The organism is Stenotrophomonas sp. Ste96, assembly GCF_024519495.1.
In the GTDB taxonomy this organism is placed as follows: domain Bacteria; phylum Pseudomonadota; class Gammaproteobacteria; order Xanthomonadales; family Xanthomonadaceae; genus Stenotrophomonas; species Stenotrophomonas bentonitica_A.
This window is the reverse complement of the sequence record NZ_JALJRX010000001.1, coordinates 830334-848057: the sequence shown is the minus strand read 5'-3', so window position 1 is coordinate 848057 and position 17724 is coordinate 830334. Positions and strand designations below refer to the sequence as shown.

Here is a 17724-nt window from a genome sequence, read left to right as displayed (position 1 = left end):
AGAGAGGGCACCATGAACACCAACATGAAACGGACCGTACTGGCCATCGCCGTCGCCGCTGCATCCGCCTCCGCCGGCGCCAATGGCTGGGGCAATGACCGCGACAACCAGAACCAGAGCGCCAACATCAACCACCTGCACAACGTGGCTGAAACGCGCACCAACACCAACACCGATACCAACACCGAAACCAATACCACCACCAACACCGATACCGATTCGCGCACCTGGAACCGGACCTGGAACAACACCCGCAACAACAACAGCACCACCAACACCACCATCAACGACAACGTGACGAGCAACACCAGCGTCACCAGCAACCGCAACGTGACCAGCAACCGCAACGTCACCGAGAACGTCAACAAGAACAGCAACATCCAGGCTGACGAGCGCCAGGAAAAGAACAACCACGGCGTCGACGTCAACATTGAAAAGGACCTGCGCCTGAGCTCGGACATCAGCTTCTCGGGTGATCCGGAAATCACCGGCTCGATCGACATTGATTCGGCCGCCATCGCCGTCATCGACAACCGCCAGTCGGTCACCAACAATCTGGCCGGCAACAGCCTGGTGACCAACAGCGCCTCGATCGCCGACGACGTCGGTGCCGATGCCTCCGGCAACCTGGGCTTCAACGTTGCTGCCGGTGACAACAACGCGCAGGACAACGCCGCCTCGCTGTCCGCCGCCGATGCCTCCTTCAGCTTCGGCATGGCCGATGCGGAAGTCTTCGTCAACCAGTTCGGCGGTGGCAACACCACGATCAACTCCGGCGTGACCAACGCTGCGGGCCTGGGTGGCAATGCCTTCAGCGGTGCGTCCGGCAACATCGGCGCCAACGTCGCTTCCGGCAACAACAACGAGCAGAAGAACGCGCTCGCCGCATCGGTCGCCACCAGCGCCTATGCGACCTCGAGCATCAGCTCCAACCAGGTGTCCTCCGGCAACACCGTCAGCAACGCCGGCTACCTGCAGTCGATGACCGACACCGTGGACGTGAACCTGAGCGGTCGCGTCGCCGGCGCCACGTTGGCAGTGGGGGCGGGCCGTTACAGCGGCACGGGTAGTGCCTACCAGAAAGACAACTACTACCTGGACAGCTGGAGCGGCGCGCTGGATCACCCGAGCGGCAGCGCGAACGGCCACATCGATCTGGATAGCGATATCCAGAATGCCACCGCCAACCCGAATCGTCCGGGCGTGGGCGGCATTGCCTTCGATACCGATGAGCGCGGCACCAGCCAGTTCGTCGAACTGGGCGTGGCCGATCTCTACGCGAGCCTGAGCGGCACCGTCTCCACCACCCGCTGGGTGAACGTGGATGCGACCAACACCGCGGCGTTGTCCGGCAGTGCGTTCTCCGGCGCCTCCGGCAACATCGGGGTGAACGTGGCCTCCGGTACCGGCAACCTGCAGGCCAACAGCCTGGCCCTGGCGGTTGCGCAGCCCTCCACCGGCGGCGGTGGCGGCGGCGGTCCGGAACAGTAAGAAGGTTGTCCGTTTTCGCAGGCAGTACGCGTTGAGCGCAACAAACCCGGTCATCCGCCAATGACCGGGCTCCCCGGGAGCCCCTGTCCCTTCTCCCCCTTGGGGCAGGGGCTCCTTCCTGAGCCGGAGTAGACCATGTCCACACGTATGCGCACCTGGATGCTGGCCTGGGCACTGTCGATGCTGATGATGCCCATCGGCCTGGTGCGGGCCGGCGACATCGGCTTCAGCGGGGTGCTGCCCAACGGGGCGGTGCTCACCCAGCGCGTGGAGAGCATGCAGGAACGGCGCTTCCGCAACGTGGTAAGGCAACACACCGATTACAGCTGTGGGGCGGCAGCCCTGGCCACGATCCTGCGCTACGCCTACCACCTGGAGGCGGATGAGGGCACGGTGATCGAAGGGATGATGGGGGTCTCGGATCCACAACTGGTCCACCAGCGCGGGTTCTCGCTGCTGGACATCAAGCGTTATGTCGAATCGATGGGCATGCGTGGACGCGGCTACCGCGTCAATGAAGAGCGCCTGCGCTCACTGCGCGTGCCCGGGCTGGTGCTGATGGATGTGCGGGGCTTCCGCCATTTCGTGGTCCTCAAGCAGGTCCGTGGCGATGTGGTGGATGTGGCCGACCCGATCCTGGGCAACCGCAGCATTCCCGTCAGCGAATTTCTCCAGGCGTGGCCGTCGCGCGCCGTGTTTGTCGTGATCGGCAGTGACTTCGATCGCAACACGGTGCTGCTGCAGCCCGGTGAACGGCCGAGTGCCCGTTCGCTGTACGCCAGGCAGGGACCGATCACCGACGCGGAACTGGTCGATTTCGGATTCACCCATGCCGATCTGTTTTAAGGAGGCAACATGAACATCGCAACCTGGACGCCCGGCATCGTGCTGCTTGCCCTGCTGGGCATCGCACCGGCACATGCCGACGACAGCCGGCCCGGCAAGGGATTGAGCGAAATCCCCGATCCGGAATTGAACCTCATGCGTGGCCGCTACACCGTTGGTGGCAACACTGTGGCGTGGTTCGGCGTCACCATGGTCTCGCAATGGCAGACCGCCGGTGGGCAGTCGGCACAGAGCGCGCTGAAGCTGGGCATGGACTTCAGCCACGGCGGCAACACGCCGAAGATCAGCTTCGCGCCCAGCGTGAGTGTCACCGCTGCGGATGCGCCACTGCCGGTGACACCCGGGCGCAGCGTGGACGCCAGCGGCCTGCAGAACGTGGCCGGCCTGAGCCAGAGCATCCAGGTCGCCGGTGACGGCAACCTGGCCAGCAACGCCACCCAGCTGACCGTGCGCGATGGCACCGCGCCAACGCCCACCGGCGAAGGCGTGAACCTGGCCACCGTGCAACAGGGCGGGGTCAGTGCGCTGGCTCAACTGGAAGGCAACACGGCCAAGGTGCAGCTGCAGATCGAGGGTGTCGGCGCGGTCCAGCAGTGGATCCGCAACGGCAGCGTCGGGCAGAGCATCGCGCTGGGCAGTGATGGGCAGTCGGTCACCAACCGGCTGCAGATCGACCTTGTCAGGCAGTCAATGGCCAACAACGTGCCGCTCAACCAGAACGTGGCGCAGGCGATGACGCTGGTACGCGGGGTAGGCATGGGGCCGGGCCAGTGATCCATCGGCACGGCAGGGGGAGCGTCAACACAACAGTGGGCCAAGGCAATGCACACGATGATCCGCGCAACACCGCTGGCGCTGGCGGCGCTGGCACTGATGGCGGCTGCGTCCGCCCAGGCGCAGGCGCAACAGCCTGCGCCGGTTGACGAGGCCGACGTCAAGGCACTGATGGCGCAGCTGGAAAGCCTCAAGGCCAACTACGCGCAGGAAGTACGTCGCCTGCGCGAACTGGACATGCAGGTGCAGGCCATGCAGGCACGGCTGACCGGCAAGACCGCGCCGGTGGCCTCCAGCGCGCCTCCCCCGCAGCAGGCCCTGCCGGCGGGCACCCCGGCCGCACCGGCCAGTGCCGATGGCTATGCCAGCTCGGCGGCCGAAGCGCAGCAGGCCAAGCAGGAGTCGCGGCGCAGCGTGGATGATGTCAAACAGCAGCAGGCCGCACTCTTCAGCCGCCGCTTCACGATTGAAAACAGCCTTTCCTACGCCCGCTACGACCGCAAGCAGCTCAGCCTCAACGGCTTCCTGGCGCTGGATGCGATCTTCCTCGGCAACATCGCCATCGAGAACGTGGAGTCGGACACGCTGACCTACAACCTGGCCGCGCGCTGGGGCATCAGTCCGCGCCTGACCTTGAACCTGGACGTGCCGTACCTGGCGCGCAAGACGGTGTTCCAGAAGGGCGGTGCCGGTGGCTCGGCCGCGGCCATCGCGCAGGAAGAGACCACGGGCAACGGCATTGGCGACGTTGGCCTGAGCGCCAACTACCGGCTGTTCGCCGAGCGCGGGCGGCTTCCCGAAACCGTGCTCACCGTGGGCGCGACCGCGCCGACCGGGCGGGCGCCGTACGGGCTGGACTGGAAGGTGCTCGAGCGCGATGACGATGACTTCATCCGCTTTGCCGTGCCCGAGCAGCAACCGACCGGCAACGGCGTGTGGCAGGCCAACGTCGGCCTGTCGGCCGTGAAGACCGCCGACCCGGCGATCCTGTTCGCCAACATCGGCTACATCCATTCCTTCCCGCGCAGCTTCGATGACATTGATGCCAACCCGGACACCACCAACCCGGGCGACGTGAAGCTTGGAGGCTCCTATTACTTCGGCGCCGGCGTGGCGTTCGCGTTCAATGAGCGCACCAGCCTGAGCATCTCCTTCAGTGACAAGCTGAGCGCGCGTGCCTCCACGCGCTACAAGAACGGGCAGTGGTTGAAGGTGATCGGCAGCGACGCCAATGCAGGCACGCTCAACCTGGGCATCACCTATGCGCTCAACCAGAAAACCACCCTGGTCAGCCTGCTGGGTATCGGCCTGACCCCGGATGCACCGGACTTCACCCTGGCCTTCAAAGTGCCGTACAGCCTGTGAGCGCGCCCGCTCACTCGCTGCGCCGTGCGGCTCAACGCAGTTCGGGCAGCGCGAGCTGGTGCTTGCGGCACAACCGGTAGACCGTCACCCGCGAGACCTGCATGTGACGGGCGCAGGCGGTGACGTTGAAATCGTGCTGGCGCAGTGCATGCAGCAGCGTTTCGCGTTCGGCGATCTGCTTTGCGCCGTGCAGGCCGCGTTCGGTGCTGGCCAGAAGCGGCTGGCTCAACTCCAGGTCCGCCGCCGTGATCAGCTCGGCATCGCTGACGATCGCCGCACGCTGGACCCGATTGAGCAGCTCGCGCACGTTGCCCGGCCAGCCGAAGCGTTCGAGCGCCTGCACCGCCTCGGCCGTGAAGCCGCGCGCGCGGGTGACATGGCGATGCCGGAAGCTGCTGAGGAAATGGTGGGCGAGCAGTGCGATATCACTGCCGCGCTCACGAAGCGGCGGCAACGGCAGGCGCAGCACATTGAGCCGATAGAACAGGTCGCGACGGAAATGGCCTTGTTCGACCGCCTTCTCCAGATCCACGTGCGTGGCCGCGAGCACGCGCACATCGACCTCCAGCGGCCGGTTGCTGCCGACGCGTTCGACCGTGCCTTCCTGCAGCACCCGCAGCAGGTTGGTCTGCGCATCCAGCGGCAGGTCGCCGATCTCGTCCAGGAACACGGTGCCGCCACTGGCCGATTCGAACAGGCCCAGGCGCCGCGTCGCCGCACCGGTGAAGGCGCCGCGCTCATGGCCGAACAGTTCGGACTGGACCAGCGCAGCCGGAATGGCGCCGCAGTTCACTGCCAGGAACGGGCGCGCATGCCGTGCCGACAGCGCATGCAGCGCCTGGGCGGCGAGTTCCTTGCCGGTCCCGGTCTCGCCGGTGATGAGCACCGGCAGGTCCACCGGCGCGTACTTGCGGATGGCCGCACGGGTGACCTGCAGCACCGCGCTGTCGCCGATCAGGGACTGCGGGCCGTGGGCGGCGGGCAGGGATTCGGCGCCGGCCAGCTGCTGCAGCCGCTGCACGACGCGCGGCAGGTCGATCGGGGCGGCATAGGTATCCACGCACGCCGCCAGCAGCGCATCGAGCACCGGCGAGGAGCGCAGCGGCGCAGCAGGCAACAGCGCCAGCAGGCTCATGTGGCGGTGATCGACCAGCAATTGCTGCAGGTGGGCCAGGTTGGCCGGCACCACCGTGCGCAGGTCCAGCAGGCCGACCACCTGGTCGCTGCCGCGCATGCCGATCCCGGCGCATTGTTCGGGGGCCACGCTGCGGACCTGCCAGCCGGCCGCAGCCAGCGTTGCCCGTTCAAGCGCGAGGGGTTGCCCAAACCAGATCACACACCGGGCAGGAAAATCGGGGACAGCCGCCATGCGTCACCTTGTCGACAGGAATCGCGGGCGGTATCTGCTGCCTGATCGGTTGCCACGGACGTGCCGCCCCACGTCCGGGTCCGTCCCCCGCCGCAGCACGTGTGCGCCGGGCGCGTCGCCGGTCGGGAAAAAGACCGTGACAGAGAAGGGAACGCGGGTTGGGGCGCTCAGCGGCCACTTCCGCGGCCCAACGAAAAAGGCCGCTGCAGGGCAGCGGCCTTCGATCCGGTGGTCCCGCAGGGCGGCTCAGAGGTCGACGCGGCGGGCCTGCATGAACTTGCCACCCCAGTAGCCGCTGACCAGGCTGTCCACACGGACGTCCTTGCCAGTGCTCGGGGCGTGCAGGAAGCGGCCTTCACCCACATAGATGCCGACATGGTCCACACGGCCCTTGCGGCCGAAGAACACCAGGTCGCCAGCGGCCAGGGCGTTGCGGTCGTTGATCAGCTGGGCGGCGCCGTCATGGGCCATTTCGCGCGAGACACGCGGCAGCTCGACGCCCAGTGCGGTACGGAACACATAGCCGACCAGGCCACTGCAGTCGAAACCGCTGTCCGGCGAGGTGCCGCCCCAACGGTACGGGGTGCCCAGCAGGGTCATCGCACGGCGCAGCAGTGACTGGACCTTGCCGTTTTCGGCGGCGTCGCCGGCCACGGTAATCGCGCCGGTGCTGGCATCGTAATTGGCGAGCAGGCGGCTCAGATCGCCGGCGAACATCGCCGAACGGTCCATGAGGGGGATGGTGTCGTTGGCCGCCAGGTGCGGAAGCAGGGCGGCGAGGGTGGCGCTGGCAGCGGCATCGGCCTTGCTACGGGCCGGCGCATCAGCCTTGGGCTTGGCCGGCGCGGAGGAATCGGGGGCAACAGTGACAGGGGTTGCAGAAGCTTCGGGGGCGATCGTCGGTGCGGACTGCGCCCAGGCCGGAAGGCTGGCCAGGCAGAGCGCTGCAGCGAGGAAAGCGGGTCGGGCACGTCGCCGGGTTGCGGCGGTCTGGCCTTTGCAAGTCAGGTCGTCTGTCGTCACGCGGCGGTCACTGAATAAAAACGATGGGTGATGATGCCGTGTAAGCGCAGTGATTAGGTACAAATTCCGTTAATTTTTCGTTTACAACTATGTGATTCGCGTCACAAATTTGTACCTTACCCCTGTTCAGCTTAGTTAAGGACGCGTTTCGCGCCGGTGTAGTGGTCCTTCCAATAGGGGCCGCCGAGCGAGTCCAGCCGGACCGTGCCCCCGGTGCTCGGGGCATGCACGAAGCGCCCTTCACCCACATAGATCCCGACATGGAAGACGTTGCCCCTGTCGCCGAAAAACACCAGGTCGCCCGGTGCCAGTCGTTTGGGGTCGATCTTCGGCCCCTGCACCGCGGCCAGATCGCGCGAGGTCCGCGGCAGGCGCAGGTCGAGCATTTCCCGGTACACATACGCGACCAGGCCGCTGCAGTCGAAACCGGATTCGGGGGTGTTGCCGCCATAGCGGTAGGGCGTGCCGACCAGTCCGATCGCGCGCATCAGCACCGAGTTGGCGGCCTGCGGGTCGTTGGGGGTGACGCTGGGCCAGACCTGGGCCGGGGCGGGCGGCGGGGCCGGGCGGGTGGTCTTGCCGCCGCCGCAGGCGCTCAGCAGGGCGATGATCGCCAGCAGGGCCACGTGGCCGGGCAGGCGGGTCAGGCGCGAAACTGGCGTCATGTGCATGTTGTCCGGATAATGCGCGACCTTAGAAGGCCGTCATGATGGCGGCGTATCCGGCAGGCCACAACCCGCCTCACCCGTCTGCCCTCGGCAGTCTCCAGACCAGAGTTGCGCATGAAGATCGAAAAAGACCGCGTCGTCCGTTTCCATTACACCGTCGCCGAGCAGGGCCAGGAGCCGATCGAGAGCTCCAGGGACCGTGATCCGCTGGCGATCCTGATCGGCCACGGCAACATCATCCCGGGCCTGGAAAACGCCATGATGGACAAGGAAGCCGGCGCCACCTTCGAGGTGGACGTCAAGGCGACCGACGCCTACGGCGAGCGCCGCGAAGGCCTGACCCAGCGCGTGCCCAAGAAGCACTTCGGTACCAGCAAGCTGGTCCCGGGCCAGCAGGTCGTGCTGCAGACCAACTTCGGCCCGCGCGCGGTGACCGTTGAGAAGGTCGGCATGAGCGTGGTCGACGTCGACCTGAACCACCCGATGGCCGGCAAGGACCTGCACTTCAACGTCGAGATCGTCGACGTGCGCGAAGCCAGCAAGGAAGAAATCGAGCACGGCCACGTGCACGGCGACGGCGGCCACCAGCACTGAGTGCTGCGCCCCCTCGTTGATCCAACGGCCCGCTTCGGCGGGCCGTTTTCGTTTCCGCGGCAGGCCGCCGTGCGCACGGCATAATGACGGACCTGGTCAGCGGATTGCCTGTGAACGCAGCTTCTTCTCCTTTGCAGCCGGTGGGCGCGCATGAGCGCATCGCCGTCATCGATATCCTGCGCGGGTTCGCGTTGCTGGGCATCCTGCTGATGAACATGGAGGCGTTCAGCGGTCCGCTGGACCTGTCCTTCACCGGCATCGACCCGCACTGGCAGGGCGCGGACTACTGGGCCGACGCGGCGATCTACGTGCTGGTCCAGGGCAAGTTCTTCACCCTGTTCTCGCTGCTGTTCGGGGCCGGCTTTTCCGTCATGGCGCAGCGCGCCGAAACGGCTGGCCGCGCGTTCGCACCGTTCTATCTGCGCCGCAGCGCGGCCCTGCTGCTGATCGGCCTGTGCCATGCGCTGCTGGTGTGGTCCGGCGACATCCTGGTGATCTACGCGTTGATCTCGCTGCTGTTGCTCGCCTGCCGCGAAGCGCCGCGCAGTTGGCTGCCGGCGATGGGCGCGATCAGCTACCTGGGCGCGGCCGGGCTGGTGTTGGTGCTGGGTGCACTGATGAGTTGGATGGCCAGCATGGAGCACGCGCAGGACCCGCTGCGCGAGGCGATCGCCCAGGCCCAGCGCACGATCGAACTGCAACGGCAGGCGTACGCGCACGGCACGTGGGGCGAGGCCGTCGGCCAACGCCTGCGCGACCTCGGCGCGATGCTCTCGGGCATCTTCGTGATCGGTCCGGAAGTGCTGGGCATGTTCCTGATCGGCAGTTGGTTCGCCCGTAGCGGCGCGCTGGCCGAGCCGGAACGGTTCGCGCGGCTGTATGCGCGGCTGCGCTGGATCGCCCTGCCGGTCGGCCTGGTGTTGATGCTGGGCAGTGCAATCTGGCATCCGTACCAGGCCCCTGGCACGCTGGATCTTGCCGGTGGCGTGGCCTACGCCGTGAGTGCATTGGCCGGGCTGCTGATGTGCCTGGGGTACCTGGCCTGGATCGTGCACTGGCGCGCGCGGCTGCAGTTGCTGGCGCCGATGGGGCGGATGGCGTTGACCCACTACATCGGGCAGTCGCTGGTCTGCACCTGGGTGTTCTATGGATACGGACTGGGCGCGTTCGAGGCGATGCCCCGGCTGTGGCAGATCCCCTTTGCGCTGGCGCTGTTCGCGCTGCAGGTCGGCATCAGCCATGTGTGGCTGCGCTGCTTCCGCTTCGGGCCGCTGGAGTGGATCTGGCGCGCGATGACCTATCTGCAGTGGCCGCCGCTGCGCCGGACCTGACCCGTCGCGCCCAGCCCCTCACGTCTGGATCGCGGTCGGTCATGGCATGCTGGGAATGCGCATGAGCGGCGGCACCGGCGGTTGATGGCAGAGCTGATCAACTGCCCGCGCGCCGGCGATCGATCCTGCCCCTTACCGAGTTGAGCGATGCCAATGACGACGCAATACGACTATGACCTGATCGTGCTGGGCGGTGGTTCCGGCGGCCTGGCCGCGGCCTTCCGCGCTGCGCAGCATGGGCAGCGGGTGGCGATGCTGGAGCCGGGCGAACTCGGTGGCACCTGTGTCAATGTCGGCTGTGTCCCCAAGAAGGCGATGTGGCTGGCCGCCGATCTGTCTGCACGCATCGGCCTTGCCGCGGCGATGGGATTCGATGTCCCGGTACGCCCCCCGCTGGATTGGAAAGAACTGGTGGTACACCGCCAGGCCTACATCGCCAACATCCATGCCAGCTATCTCAAGCGCCTGGATGAGAACAAGGTGGTGCGCGTGCCGCGCCGTGGTCGGCTGGTCGACGCGCACACCGTGGAATGCAGCGATGGTGTACGCATCAGCGCCGCGCACATCCTGATCGCCACCGGTGCGCATCCGCAGCGCCCGGACATTCCCGGCGCCGAGCTTGGCCTGGTCTCCGATGATTTCTTCAACCTGTGCAGCGCGCCCGAACGCGTCGCGATCGTCGGCGGCGGCTACATCGCGGTCGAGCTGGCCGGGCTGCTGCAGGCCCTTGGCAGCCGCGTGACCCTGCTGGTCCGTGGCGAGCGCCTGCTGGAGCGCTTCGATGCGGAACTCACCGGACAACTTGCCGAGAATCTGCGCCATCAAGGCGTGCAGGTCCACTTCGGCTACCGCCTGCGCGAGCTGCGCCGTGACGGCGATGCCGTTGTGGCGTTCGGGCACGATGGACCCGCGGATGGCCAATTCGATGCCGTGTTCTTTGCCACCGGCCGGCGCGGCAACAGTGCCGATCTCGGGCTGGAGGCGGTCGGCGTGGTGGTGGGCGACAAGGGCGAGGTCGAGGTCGATGCGTGGCAGACCACCGCGGTACCCAGCGTGCACGCGGTGGGTGACATCGCCGGCAAGGTCGGCCTGACCCCGGTGGCGATCGCCGCGGCGCGCAAGCTGATGGACCGCCTGTTCGGTGGCCAGCCCCAGGCGAAGATGGACTATGAGAACGTGGCCAGCGTGGTGTTCTCGCATCCGGCGCTCGGCGCCGTGGGGCTGAGTGAAGAGGAGGCGTGTGCGAAGTACGGCGACGTGCGCGTGTACCGCAGCAACTTCCGCCCGATGCTGCAGGCGCTGGCCGACGGCACCCAGCGCAGCGTGTTCAAGCTGGTCTGCGTGGGCGAGGAGGAGCGCGTGGTCGGTGTGCACCTGCTGGGCGAATCCGCCGATGAAATCCTGCAGGGATTTGCCCTGGCGGTGAAGATGGGCGTGACCAAGGCCCAGTTCGACGACACCGTGGCGATCCATCCGACCTCGGCAGAAGAAGTCGTACTGATGCGCTGAAAGCGCGCCAGCGGCGTGTCGCCGCCGAAGCCGCGCCCGGGATCCAGGTAGTGCCACGCCATGCGTGGCAACCGCGCACGAAGCGGCACAGCCTTCCGCAGGCGCCGGGTCTGTCGGTCGGCCGAGCCCTTTCCGCCGTTGAAACAGGCTCGGAGCGCCGTTCCTGCAGGGTCTACCGGCACAAAACACCCGCCGCCAGCATGCGACAATGGCCGCCCCACCTGCTGCCCAGCCGCCTCCGTGCGGCTGTTCGCCGTCCTGATGTCGTCACCCGCTTCCTCGCTCCCCACGTCCTCCAGTCGCATCGCCGCCGGCGGCATCGCCTTGGCCGCGATCGGGGCCATTGCCGCCTCGGGCAAGGCGGTCATCGTCAAACTTGCGTACCGGCACGGCGTGGATGCCACCACGCTGCTGGCACTGCGGATGCTGATGGCCTTTCCGTTGTTCGCGGTGCTGGCGGTATGGTCGGCACGGCGCGCGCCGGCGTTGTCCTGGGGCGACCGTGGGCGGGTGGTGTGGCTGGGCTTCACCGGCTACTACCTGTCCAGCCTGCTGGACTTCCAGGGCCTGCAGTACATCAGCGTCACCCTGGAACGGCTGATCCTGTATCTGAACCCGACCCTGGTGCTGCTGATCAGCCTGGTCCTGCTGAAAAAGCGCCCCGGCCGCTGGCAGGTGGCCGCGCTGGTGCTCAGCTACCTCGGCGTACTGCTGGCGTTCGGCCATGACCTGCAGCTGGAAGGCGGGCGCATCGTGCTGGGCAGTGCGCTGGTGTTCGCCAGCGCGCTGAGCTATGCGCTGTATCTGTTCGGCAGCGGCCAGGTGGTGGCCCGGATCGGCGCGATCCGCCTGACCGCCTACGCCAGCTGCGTAGCCTGCGTGCTGTGCGTGCTGCACTTCGCGGTGCTGCACCCGATGTCCGCCCTGGGCCAGGCACCCCCGCCGGTGTACTGGCTGTCGCTGATCAATGCGACGGTCTGCACGGTGCTGCCCGTGATGGCGATCATGCTGGCGGTGAAGCGGATCGGCTCGTCGCTGGCCGCGCAGGTCGGTATGCTCGGTCCGGTCTCCACCATCGTGATGAGTCTATGGCTGCTCGACGAACCCATGGGAACGTGGCAGATCCTCGGCACGGCCCTGGTCCTGCTCGGCGTGCTGCTGGTCAGCCGGGTCCGCGCGTGAACGCCGCTGCCATGGGCGATGACGCGGCCGCACAGGCACGGGCGCGGATCCTGGCGGTGATCCATGCGATTCCGCGCGGGCAGGTGATGGGCTACGGCCAGGTCGCCGCCAAGGCCGGGCTGCCGGGCAGGGCGCGGCTGACCGCACGCGTGCTCGGCATGAATGACGATCCAGCTCTGCCGTGGCACCGGGTGCTGCGCTCGGACGGCCGCATCGCGATGCCGGAAGGCTCGGCCGGCTGGAAGGAGCAGAGCCAGCGGTTGCGTGCCGAGGGCGTGGTGGTGGAGCGCGGCCGGGTCAAGGGAATGCCGGTGGCCGGTGCCAACGATCTGGATGCCGCCCTGTGGGGACCGGGCTGACGCTGCCTGCGGGTTGAACGCGGGCGCTGGCGCGCAGATCGCAGCGGGGTGCTGCGGCTATGATGGAGGCAGTTCCAACGGATGCCCCCATGTTTCCCCGCCTGCCTACCGTCACCAAAGCGTTGCTGATCGCCAACGCCGTGCTGTTCCTGCTGCAGCAGCCGTTCCTGCTCGGCAATGCCACGTTCGAGCCCTTCATGCTGCAGCCCCTGGGCGGCGGCTTCGATCCGTTCTCGCCCGGCGGCAACTTCCAGCCCTGGCAGCTGCTGACCTATGGCTTCCTGCATGGCAGCTTCGGCCATCTGTTCTTCAACATGCTCGCGCTCTTCATGTTCGGCGCGCCGTTGGAACAGACCTGGGGCGAGAAGCGTTTCCTGACCTATTACCTGGTGTGTGTCGCTGGCGCCGGCCTGTGCCAGTTGGTGGTCGGCATGATGCTGGCCGATCCGGCCACGGTGCTGGGTGCCTCCGGTGGTGTGTTCGGCCTGCTGCTGGCCTACGGCATGCTGTTCCCCAACCAGCGGGTGATGCTGCTGTTCCCGCCCATCCCGATGAAGGCGCGCACGTTCGTGATCGTGTTCGGTGCAATGGAGCTGATGCTGGGCGCCACCGGCTGGCAGCCGGGCGTGGCCCATTTCGCCCACCTGGGCGGCATGCTGTTCGGCTGGCTGCTGATCCGCTATTGGCGCGGCCAACCGCCGTTCAAGAACCGGCGACCGCCGGGCCCGCCGAAGCGGCCCAATCATCTGCGCAGCATCAAGTAAGGCAAATAACAGGGACGGAGGTAGTCAATAACCACCTCCGTCCCCGTTAAATGAAAAGGGCGCCCAGTGGGCGCCCTTTTCGTTTCTGCTGTGCAGCGGGGCTCAGCGCCAGACCTTGATCTGGTCGTTGTCCACGCGCTGCATCGGCTGGCCCGGCTTGCAGGTGAACGTGGCACCGAAGGCCGGCAGGTTGGACAGCGGGCCGTTGGTGCGCCAGCGGCCCGGGGCCAGGATGTCCGAGCTCAGGCGCTGGGCGGCGACGTTCGGCGAGAGCTGCTGCGGCCACAGGCTCGCCCAGGCACGGAAGAAGCCCTGCTGTGCGGCCGGCTTGGCGGCCGGCTCAACGGCCTTGTAGGCCTCCCACGCCAGTTCGAGGCCGGCCAGGTCGGCCAGGTTCTCTTCACGGGTGAGTTCACCGTTGACCTTGGCGCCCTTCACGCCCGGGTAGTCATAGCCGCTGTACTGCGCGGCCACGCGGTTGCCGAACAGGGTCCAGGCGGTCTTGTCGGCCGGGGTCCACCAGCTGCGCAGTTCGCCCTTGGCATCCACCAGCGCGCCCTTGGCATCGATCGCGCGGGTCAGCTCGTGCGCGACCAGCGCGCCGTAGCTGCCGAACAGGTCGGCGGTATCGCCCTTGGCATTGAACACCGGGCCCTGCAGCACGGCGGCGGTGACGATCAGGCGGTTCTGCGCGATGTCGTAGGCCAGGGCCGGCTGCTGCGGCAGCACGTCCCAGCGACGGTCGGCGTTGCCCTTGCCGATGCGCTTCATCTCTTCGCGGTGGCGCCAGGTCGAGGCGATCAGCATGTTGCCGCCAAAGCTGCCACGGCCCATCGGCTGCACGGTGTAGTCCAGATCGCGCAGCGGGGTGCCGATCTCGATCTTCAGCGCGGCCAGCTTGGCCTGCGCTTCGGTCTTGGCCTCATCGCTCATCCAGGTGCTGCGCTTGACCGCATCGATCTGCACTTCGCGGATCTTGTCCACCACCAGCGCCGCCTTGCGACGGTCGTCGGCCGAGAGATGCTTGGCGGCGTACTCGCGGCCGACCATCGGGCCGGCGGCGACGTTGATCGCATCCAGCACCTGCTCCCAGCGTGCCGGCGGCAGGGTCTGGCCACGCATCACGCGGCCGCGGAACTCGAACTCGGCATCGCGGTAGGCCTTGGACAGGTAGGGGGCCATCGCATCACCCACGCGCCAGCGCAGGTAGACCTTCCACTGCTCCGGCTTGAGCCGGGTGACCATGCCGTCGAGCTGCTTGAACAGCGCCGGATCGGACAGCGAGACCAGGTCGTCATTGACGCCCTGTGCCTTCAGGAAGGCTTCCAGCTGCAGGTTGCGGTAACGGCTGTTGAGCTCCTTGGTGGAGATCGGCGCGTAGTTGTTGAACGGGTTGTTGATGCCAGCCAGCGACTGCGCATTGCGCGCCAGTTCGGTTTCCAGTGCGATCACCGACTGCGATTCGGCATCGAGCTTGTCCGCCGGGGTGCCGGTCAGCGCCAGCACCTGCTTGACGTAGGTGCGGTAGCGCGCCATCAGCGCGACGGTGTCGGCATCGGTACGGGTGTAGAACGCCGGGTCCGGCAGGCCCATGCCGCCCTGCATGAAGTAGCCGATGTGGCGGTCCAGTGCCTTCAGGTCCACGTCCGGGGCGAAGTTGAAGGCCACCGGGATGCCCACCTGGTGCAGCGCGGCGATCGAGGCCGGCACGTCCTTGGCCTTCTTGATCGCGTTGATGCGGGTCAGCAGCGGGGCGATCGGGTTGGAGCCATCGGCTTCCACGGCGGCTTCGTCCAGGCCGCTGGCCCAGAAGTCGCCGAGCAGCTTCTGCACGTTGCCCTGCGGCGCGGTCATCGCGCCATCCAGCAGTTCACGCTGCTGCTGGCGTGCGCGGTCGGCAAGCTGGCCCAGTGCGGTAGTGGCACCGGTCTGCGGCACCGGATTGGCTTTCAGCCAGGTCGCATTGGTGGCCTCGTAGAAGTCGCTGCACTGGGCGCTGACGGCCGGCGCACGCGCGGCGGCCTTCTTCTTCGGCGCGGCGTGCGCATCGGGAGCAGCGACCAGGGTGACCAGGCTGATGCCCAGGGCAATGGCAAGCGGACGGAGGTTGGACATGTAAAGCGAATCCAGCAGGATTGGGATCGCGCGAGTGTACCAAGCAAAGCGAAAAGAGCGTGATGGGTGCCCCCCGCACCAAAAGCAAAGGCCCGGGAAATCCCGGGCCTTTGCGTGCGCAACGCTCAATAAAGGGCGCTTGTTACCAGATCACGACCTGCTGGTCGCCAGCGCGCACCATCGGCGAGCCGGCCTTGCACTGGAAGGCCGCGGCGAAGGTGGGCAGGTTCGACGGGGCACCCATCGCGCGGAACTGCGCCGGGGCATGCGGGTCGGTCGCCAGGCGGACCTTCATGTTCTCCGGGGTGTACTTGGTGCGCCACACCGTGGCCCAGTTGAAGAAGAAGCGCTGGTCACGGGTGAAGCCGTCGACCTTCGGATCTTCCTTGCCGGCCGAGGCCTTCTGCAGGGCGTCGTAGGCGGTGGCCAGGCCACCCAGGTCGGCGATGTTCTCGCCCAGGGTCAGCTTGCCGTTGACCGGCTGGCCGTCCACCTTGTAACCGTCGAACTGCTTGATCAGCTTGCCGGTCAGGCCGCTGAAGTTCTTGGTGTCCGCCTCGGTCCACCAGTTCTCGAAGTTGCCGGTCGGCCCGAAGCGGCTGCCCTGGTCGTCGTAACCGTGGGTCATTTCGTGGCCGATCACCGCACCGATGCCGCCGTAGTTCAGCGCGTCATCGGCCTTGGGGTCGAAGAACGGCGGCTGCAGGATGGCGGCCGGGAAGACGATCTCGTTCTGCAGCGGGTTGTAGTAGGCATTGACCGTCTGCGGGGTCATGCCCCACTCGGTCTTGTCCACCGGCTGGCCGATCTTGGACAGCGCGAACTTGTAGTTGAACGCATTGGCGGCGCGGACGTTGCCCAGGTAGCTGTCGCGGCCGGTGGCCAGGCCGCTCCAGTCACGCCACTTGTCCGGGTAGCCGATCTTCGGGGTGAAGGTTTCCCACTTGGCGATGGCCTTGGCCTTGGTCTCATCGCTCATCCAGGTCAGGCCCTGGATGCGCTCCTTGAGGGCGGCGGCCAGGTTCTTGACCAGTTCTTCCATCTTGGCCTTGGCTTCAGGCGAGAAGGCGACCTTCACGTACAGCTGGCCGAAGGCGTCGCCGGCATCGTTTTCGATGGTGCCCAGCACGCGCTTCCAGCGCGGCTTCTGCTCCTTCTGACCGTTCAGGGTCTTGCCGTAGAAGTTGTAGTTCTCATTGACGAAGGCATCGGCCAGGTACGGCGAGGCGCTGTCCACGGTGTGGAAGCGCAGGTAGGCACGCCACACCGACGGATCGGTATCGCCCAGTGCCTTGCTCACTTCCTGGTGGAAGCTGGGCATGGCCAGCGAGAACTTCTCCGGGGCGGCGATGCCCTGGGCCTTGAAGAATTCGGTCCAGCTGAAGTTCGGGGTCAGCTTGTCCGCGTCGGCCACGGTGACCGGGTTGTAGAACAGCGAGACATCGCGCGAGAGCTCGACGCTGGACTTGGACGCCTTGGCCAGGCGCGTTTCGAACTTGACCACATCGGCGGCCTGCTTCTCAGCGTCGGCCGTGGCCACGCCGGCCAGTTCCAGCACCTTGGCCACGTGGGCCTGGTAAGCCTTGAGCTTGTCGGCGTTCTTGGCGTCGGTGTAATAGGTGGTGTCCGGCAGGCCCAGGCCGCCCTGGCTGGCGTAGGCCAGGTTCATGCTGGAATTCTTGAAGTCCGCTTCCGGACCGAAGCCGAACAGCACGTTCTCGCCCTTGGCGGCGCTGGTGCGCAGGTAGTTGGCGATCGCGTCCTTGTCCTGCAGGCCGTCAATGGCGGCCAGGTCGGCCTTGATCGGCTCGATGCCCTGGGCGTTGATCTTGGCCTCGTCCATGCCGGTGGCCCAGAAATCGCCGACGATCTTCTCGATGCCGGCCGGGTTCTTGACCGCCGCGACCTGCTCGGCGAGCTGGTGCTGCACGGCGACCGAGCGCTCGTCCAGGATGGTGAAGGCGCCCCAGCTGGTGCGGTCGGCCGGGATTTCATTGGCGGCCAGCCACTTGCTGTTGACGTAGTCACCGAACGCGCCACAGGCGTCCATGCTGGTGTCCAGGTCGGACGGGTGGAAGGCGTTGTAGGCCGGCAGCTTGCTCTCGTCGAGCTTGTACTCGGTGGCGGCCGGGGCCGCCGGCGCGGCGGTGGAGGCTGCGCTGTCCGTGGCCGGGGTTTCGTTCTTGCCGCAGCCGACCAGCGCGGCCGAAACGGCCAGGGTCAGCAGTACCAGTTTGGGTGTACGTGCGATCACGTGATTGGCCTCCAGGCCGGAAAAGTCGTGCAGGAATGGCCCCGAAGAGCCTGTGGGCCAGACGATACGCCGCCGGCCCG

15 protein-coding genes are annotated in these 17724 nt (G+C 66.8%); 10 read left to right on the top strand and 5 right to left on the bottom strand.

Annotated elements, in window-relative coordinates; genetic code table 11:
• Positions 1–24: 24 nt before the first annotated feature.
• The 4 genes from OC373_RS03975 (at position 25) to OC373_RS03960 (ending at position 4476) form a co-directional block, all read left to right on the top strand.
• Positions 25–1491, top strand: a complete 1467-nt coding sequence (locus OC373_RS03975) for an adhesin (RefSeq protein WP_237393557.1) — start codon at positions 25–27, stop codon at positions 1489–1491.
• Positions 1492–1650: 159 nt separating this feature from the next.
• Complete coding sequence (locus OC373_RS03970; protein WP_026069689.1) at positions 1651–2337, top strand: C39 family peptidase; 687 nt, start codon at positions 1651–1653, stop codon at positions 2335–2337.
• Between the two features lie 9 nt (positions 2338–2346).
• A complete protein-coding gene (locus OC373_RS03965; RefSeq protein ID WP_070425615.1) occupies positions 2347–3111 on the top strand; it encodes a hypothetical protein in 765 nt (254 codons plus the stop codon).
• Between the two features lie 48 nt (positions 3112–3159).
• Positions 3160–4476 carry a hypothetical protein gene (locus OC373_RS03960; protein ID WP_019182628.1) on the top strand — a complete coding sequence of 439 codons (1317 nt, stop codon included), beginning with the start codon at positions 3160–3162 and terminating at the stop codon, positions 4474–4476.
• 31 nt (positions 4477–4507) lie between these two features.
• Here the strand turns inward: OC373_RS03960 and OC373_RS03955 are convergent, their stop codons facing one another.
• The 3 genes from OC373_RS03955 to OC373_RS03945 all read right to left on the bottom strand — a co-directional run bounded on the left by OC373_RS03955 (position 4508) and on the right by OC373_RS03945 (position 7539).
• A complete protein-coding gene (locus OC373_RS03955) occupies positions 4508–5845 on the bottom strand; it encodes a sigma-54 dependent transcriptional regulator (RefSeq protein ID WP_046273254.1) in 1338 nt (445 codons plus the stop codon).
• 246 nt (positions 5846–6091) lie between these two features.
• Positions 6092–6853, bottom strand: a complete 762-nt coding sequence (locus OC373_RS03950; protein ID WP_235318920.1) for a C40 family peptidase — start codon at positions 6851–6853, stop codon at positions 6092–6094.
• Between the two features lie 146 nt (positions 6854–6999).
• The gene (locus OC373_RS03945; protein WP_070425614.1) at positions 7000–7539 is read right to left on the bottom strand and encodes a C40 family peptidase; all 540 of its coding nucleotides are present in this window, start codon (positions 7537–7539) and stop codon (positions 7000–7002) included.
• A gap of 111 nt (positions 7540–7650) precedes the next feature.
• On the opposite strand from OC373_RS03945, the gene OC373_RS03940 reads away from it, so the two are divergent.
• The 6 genes from OC373_RS03940 (at position 7651) to OC373_RS03915 (ending at position 13275) form a co-directional block, all read left to right on the top strand.
• A complete protein-coding gene (locus OC373_RS03940; protein WP_019182632.1) occupies positions 7651–8130 on the top strand; it encodes a peptidylprolyl isomerase in 480 nt (159 codons plus the stop codon).
• Positions 8131–8213: 83 nt separating this feature from the next.
• The gene (locus tag OC373_RS03935; RefSeq protein WP_070425613.1) at positions 8214–9461 is read left to right on the top strand and encodes a DUF418 domain-containing protein; all 1248 of its coding nucleotides are present in this window, start codon (positions 8214–8216) and stop codon (positions 9459–9461) included.
• Positions 9462–9614: 153 nt separating this feature from the next.
• Positions 9615–10970 (top strand): glutathione-disulfide reductase, encoded by a 1356-nt coding sequence (gorA, locus tag OC373_RS03930; RefSeq protein ID WP_261997116.1) that lies wholly within the window; start codon positions 9615–9617, stop codon positions 10968–10970.
• A gap of 261 nt (positions 10971–11231) precedes the next feature.
• A complete protein-coding gene (locus OC373_RS03925; protein ID WP_026069690.1) occupies positions 11232–12152 on the top strand; it encodes a DMT family transporter in 921 nt (306 codons plus the stop codon).
• An 11-nt stretch (positions 12153–12163) separates the two neighbouring features.
• The gene (locus tag OC373_RS03920) at positions 12164–12511 is read left to right on the top strand and encodes an MGMT family protein (RefSeq protein WP_019182636.1); all 348 of its coding nucleotides are present in this window, start codon (positions 12164–12166) and stop codon (positions 12509–12511) included.
• Between the two features lie 89 nt (positions 12512–12600).
• Positions 12601–13275, top strand: coding sequence for a rhomboid family intramembrane serine protease (locus OC373_RS03915; RefSeq protein WP_070425611.1), 675 nt, complete (start codon positions 12601–12603; stop codon positions 13273–13275).
• A 102-nt stretch (positions 13276–13377) separates the two neighbouring features.
• Here OC373_RS03915 and OC373_RS03910 read toward each other — a convergent pair whose 3' ends face one another.
• Together OC373_RS03910 and OC373_RS03905 are read right to left on the bottom strand one after the other, a co-directional pair.
• Complete coding sequence (locus OC373_RS03910) at positions 13378–15390, bottom strand: M13 family metallopeptidase (protein ID WP_070425610.1); 2013 nt, start codon at positions 15388–15390, stop codon at positions 13378–13380.
• Between the two features lie 142 nt (positions 15391–15532).
• A complete protein-coding gene (locus OC373_RS03905) occupies positions 15533–17641 on the bottom strand; it encodes a M13-type metalloendopeptidase (RefSeq protein ID WP_172838069.1) in 2109 nt (702 codons plus the stop codon).
• Positions 17642–17724 lie beyond the last annotated feature (83 nt).

Coding starts and splice junctions, on each gene's coding strand:
- OC373_RS03920 (WP_019182636.1), top strand. CDS start 12,164: ATGGGCGATGACGCGGCCGCACAGGCACGGGCGCGGATCCTGGCGGTG.
- OC373_RS03940 (WP_019182632.1), top strand. CDS start 7,651: ATGAAGATCGAAAAAGACCGCGTCGTCCGTTTCCATTACACCGTCGCC.
- gorA (WP_261997116.1), top strand. CDS start 9,615: ATGACGACGCAATACGACTATGACCTGATCGTGCTGGGCGGTGGTTCC.
- OC373_RS03955 (WP_046273254.1), bottom strand. CDS start 5,845: ATGGCGGCTGTCCCCGATTTTCCTGCCCGGTGTGTGATCTGGTTTGGG.
- OC373_RS03970 (WP_026069689.1), top strand. CDS start 1,651: ATGCTGGCCTGGGCACTGTCGATGCTGATGATGCCCATCGGCCTGGTG.
- OC373_RS03910 (WP_070425610.1), bottom strand. CDS start 15,390: ATGTCCAACCTCCGTCCGCTTGCCATTGCCCTGGGCATCAGCCTGGTC.
- OC373_RS03965 (WP_070425615.1), top strand. CDS start 2,347: ATGAACATCGCAACCTGGACGCCCGGCATCGTGCTGCTTGCCCTGCTG.
- OC373_RS03960 (WP_019182628.1), top strand. CDS start 3,160: ATGCACACGATGATCCGCGCAACACCGCTGGCGCTGGCGGCGCTGGCA.
- OC373_RS03925 (WP_026069690.1), top strand. CDS start 11,232: ATGTCGTCACCCGCTTCCTCGCTCCCCACGTCCTCCAGTCGCATCGCC.
- OC373_RS03935 (WP_070425613.1), top strand. CDS start 8,214: ATGACGGACCTGGTCAGCGGATTGCCTGTGAACGCAGCTTCTTCTCCT.
- OC373_RS03915 (WP_070425611.1), top strand. CDS start 12,601: ATGTTTCCCCGCCTGCCTACCGTCACCAAAGCGTTGCTGATCGCCAAC.
- OC373_RS03945 (WP_070425614.1), bottom strand. CDS start 7,539: ATGCACATGACGCCAGTTTCGCGCCTGACCCGCCTGCCCGGCCACGTG.
- OC373_RS03975 (WP_237393557.1), top strand. CDS start 25: ATGAAACGGACCGTACTGGCCATCGCCGTCGCCGCTGCATCCGCCTCC.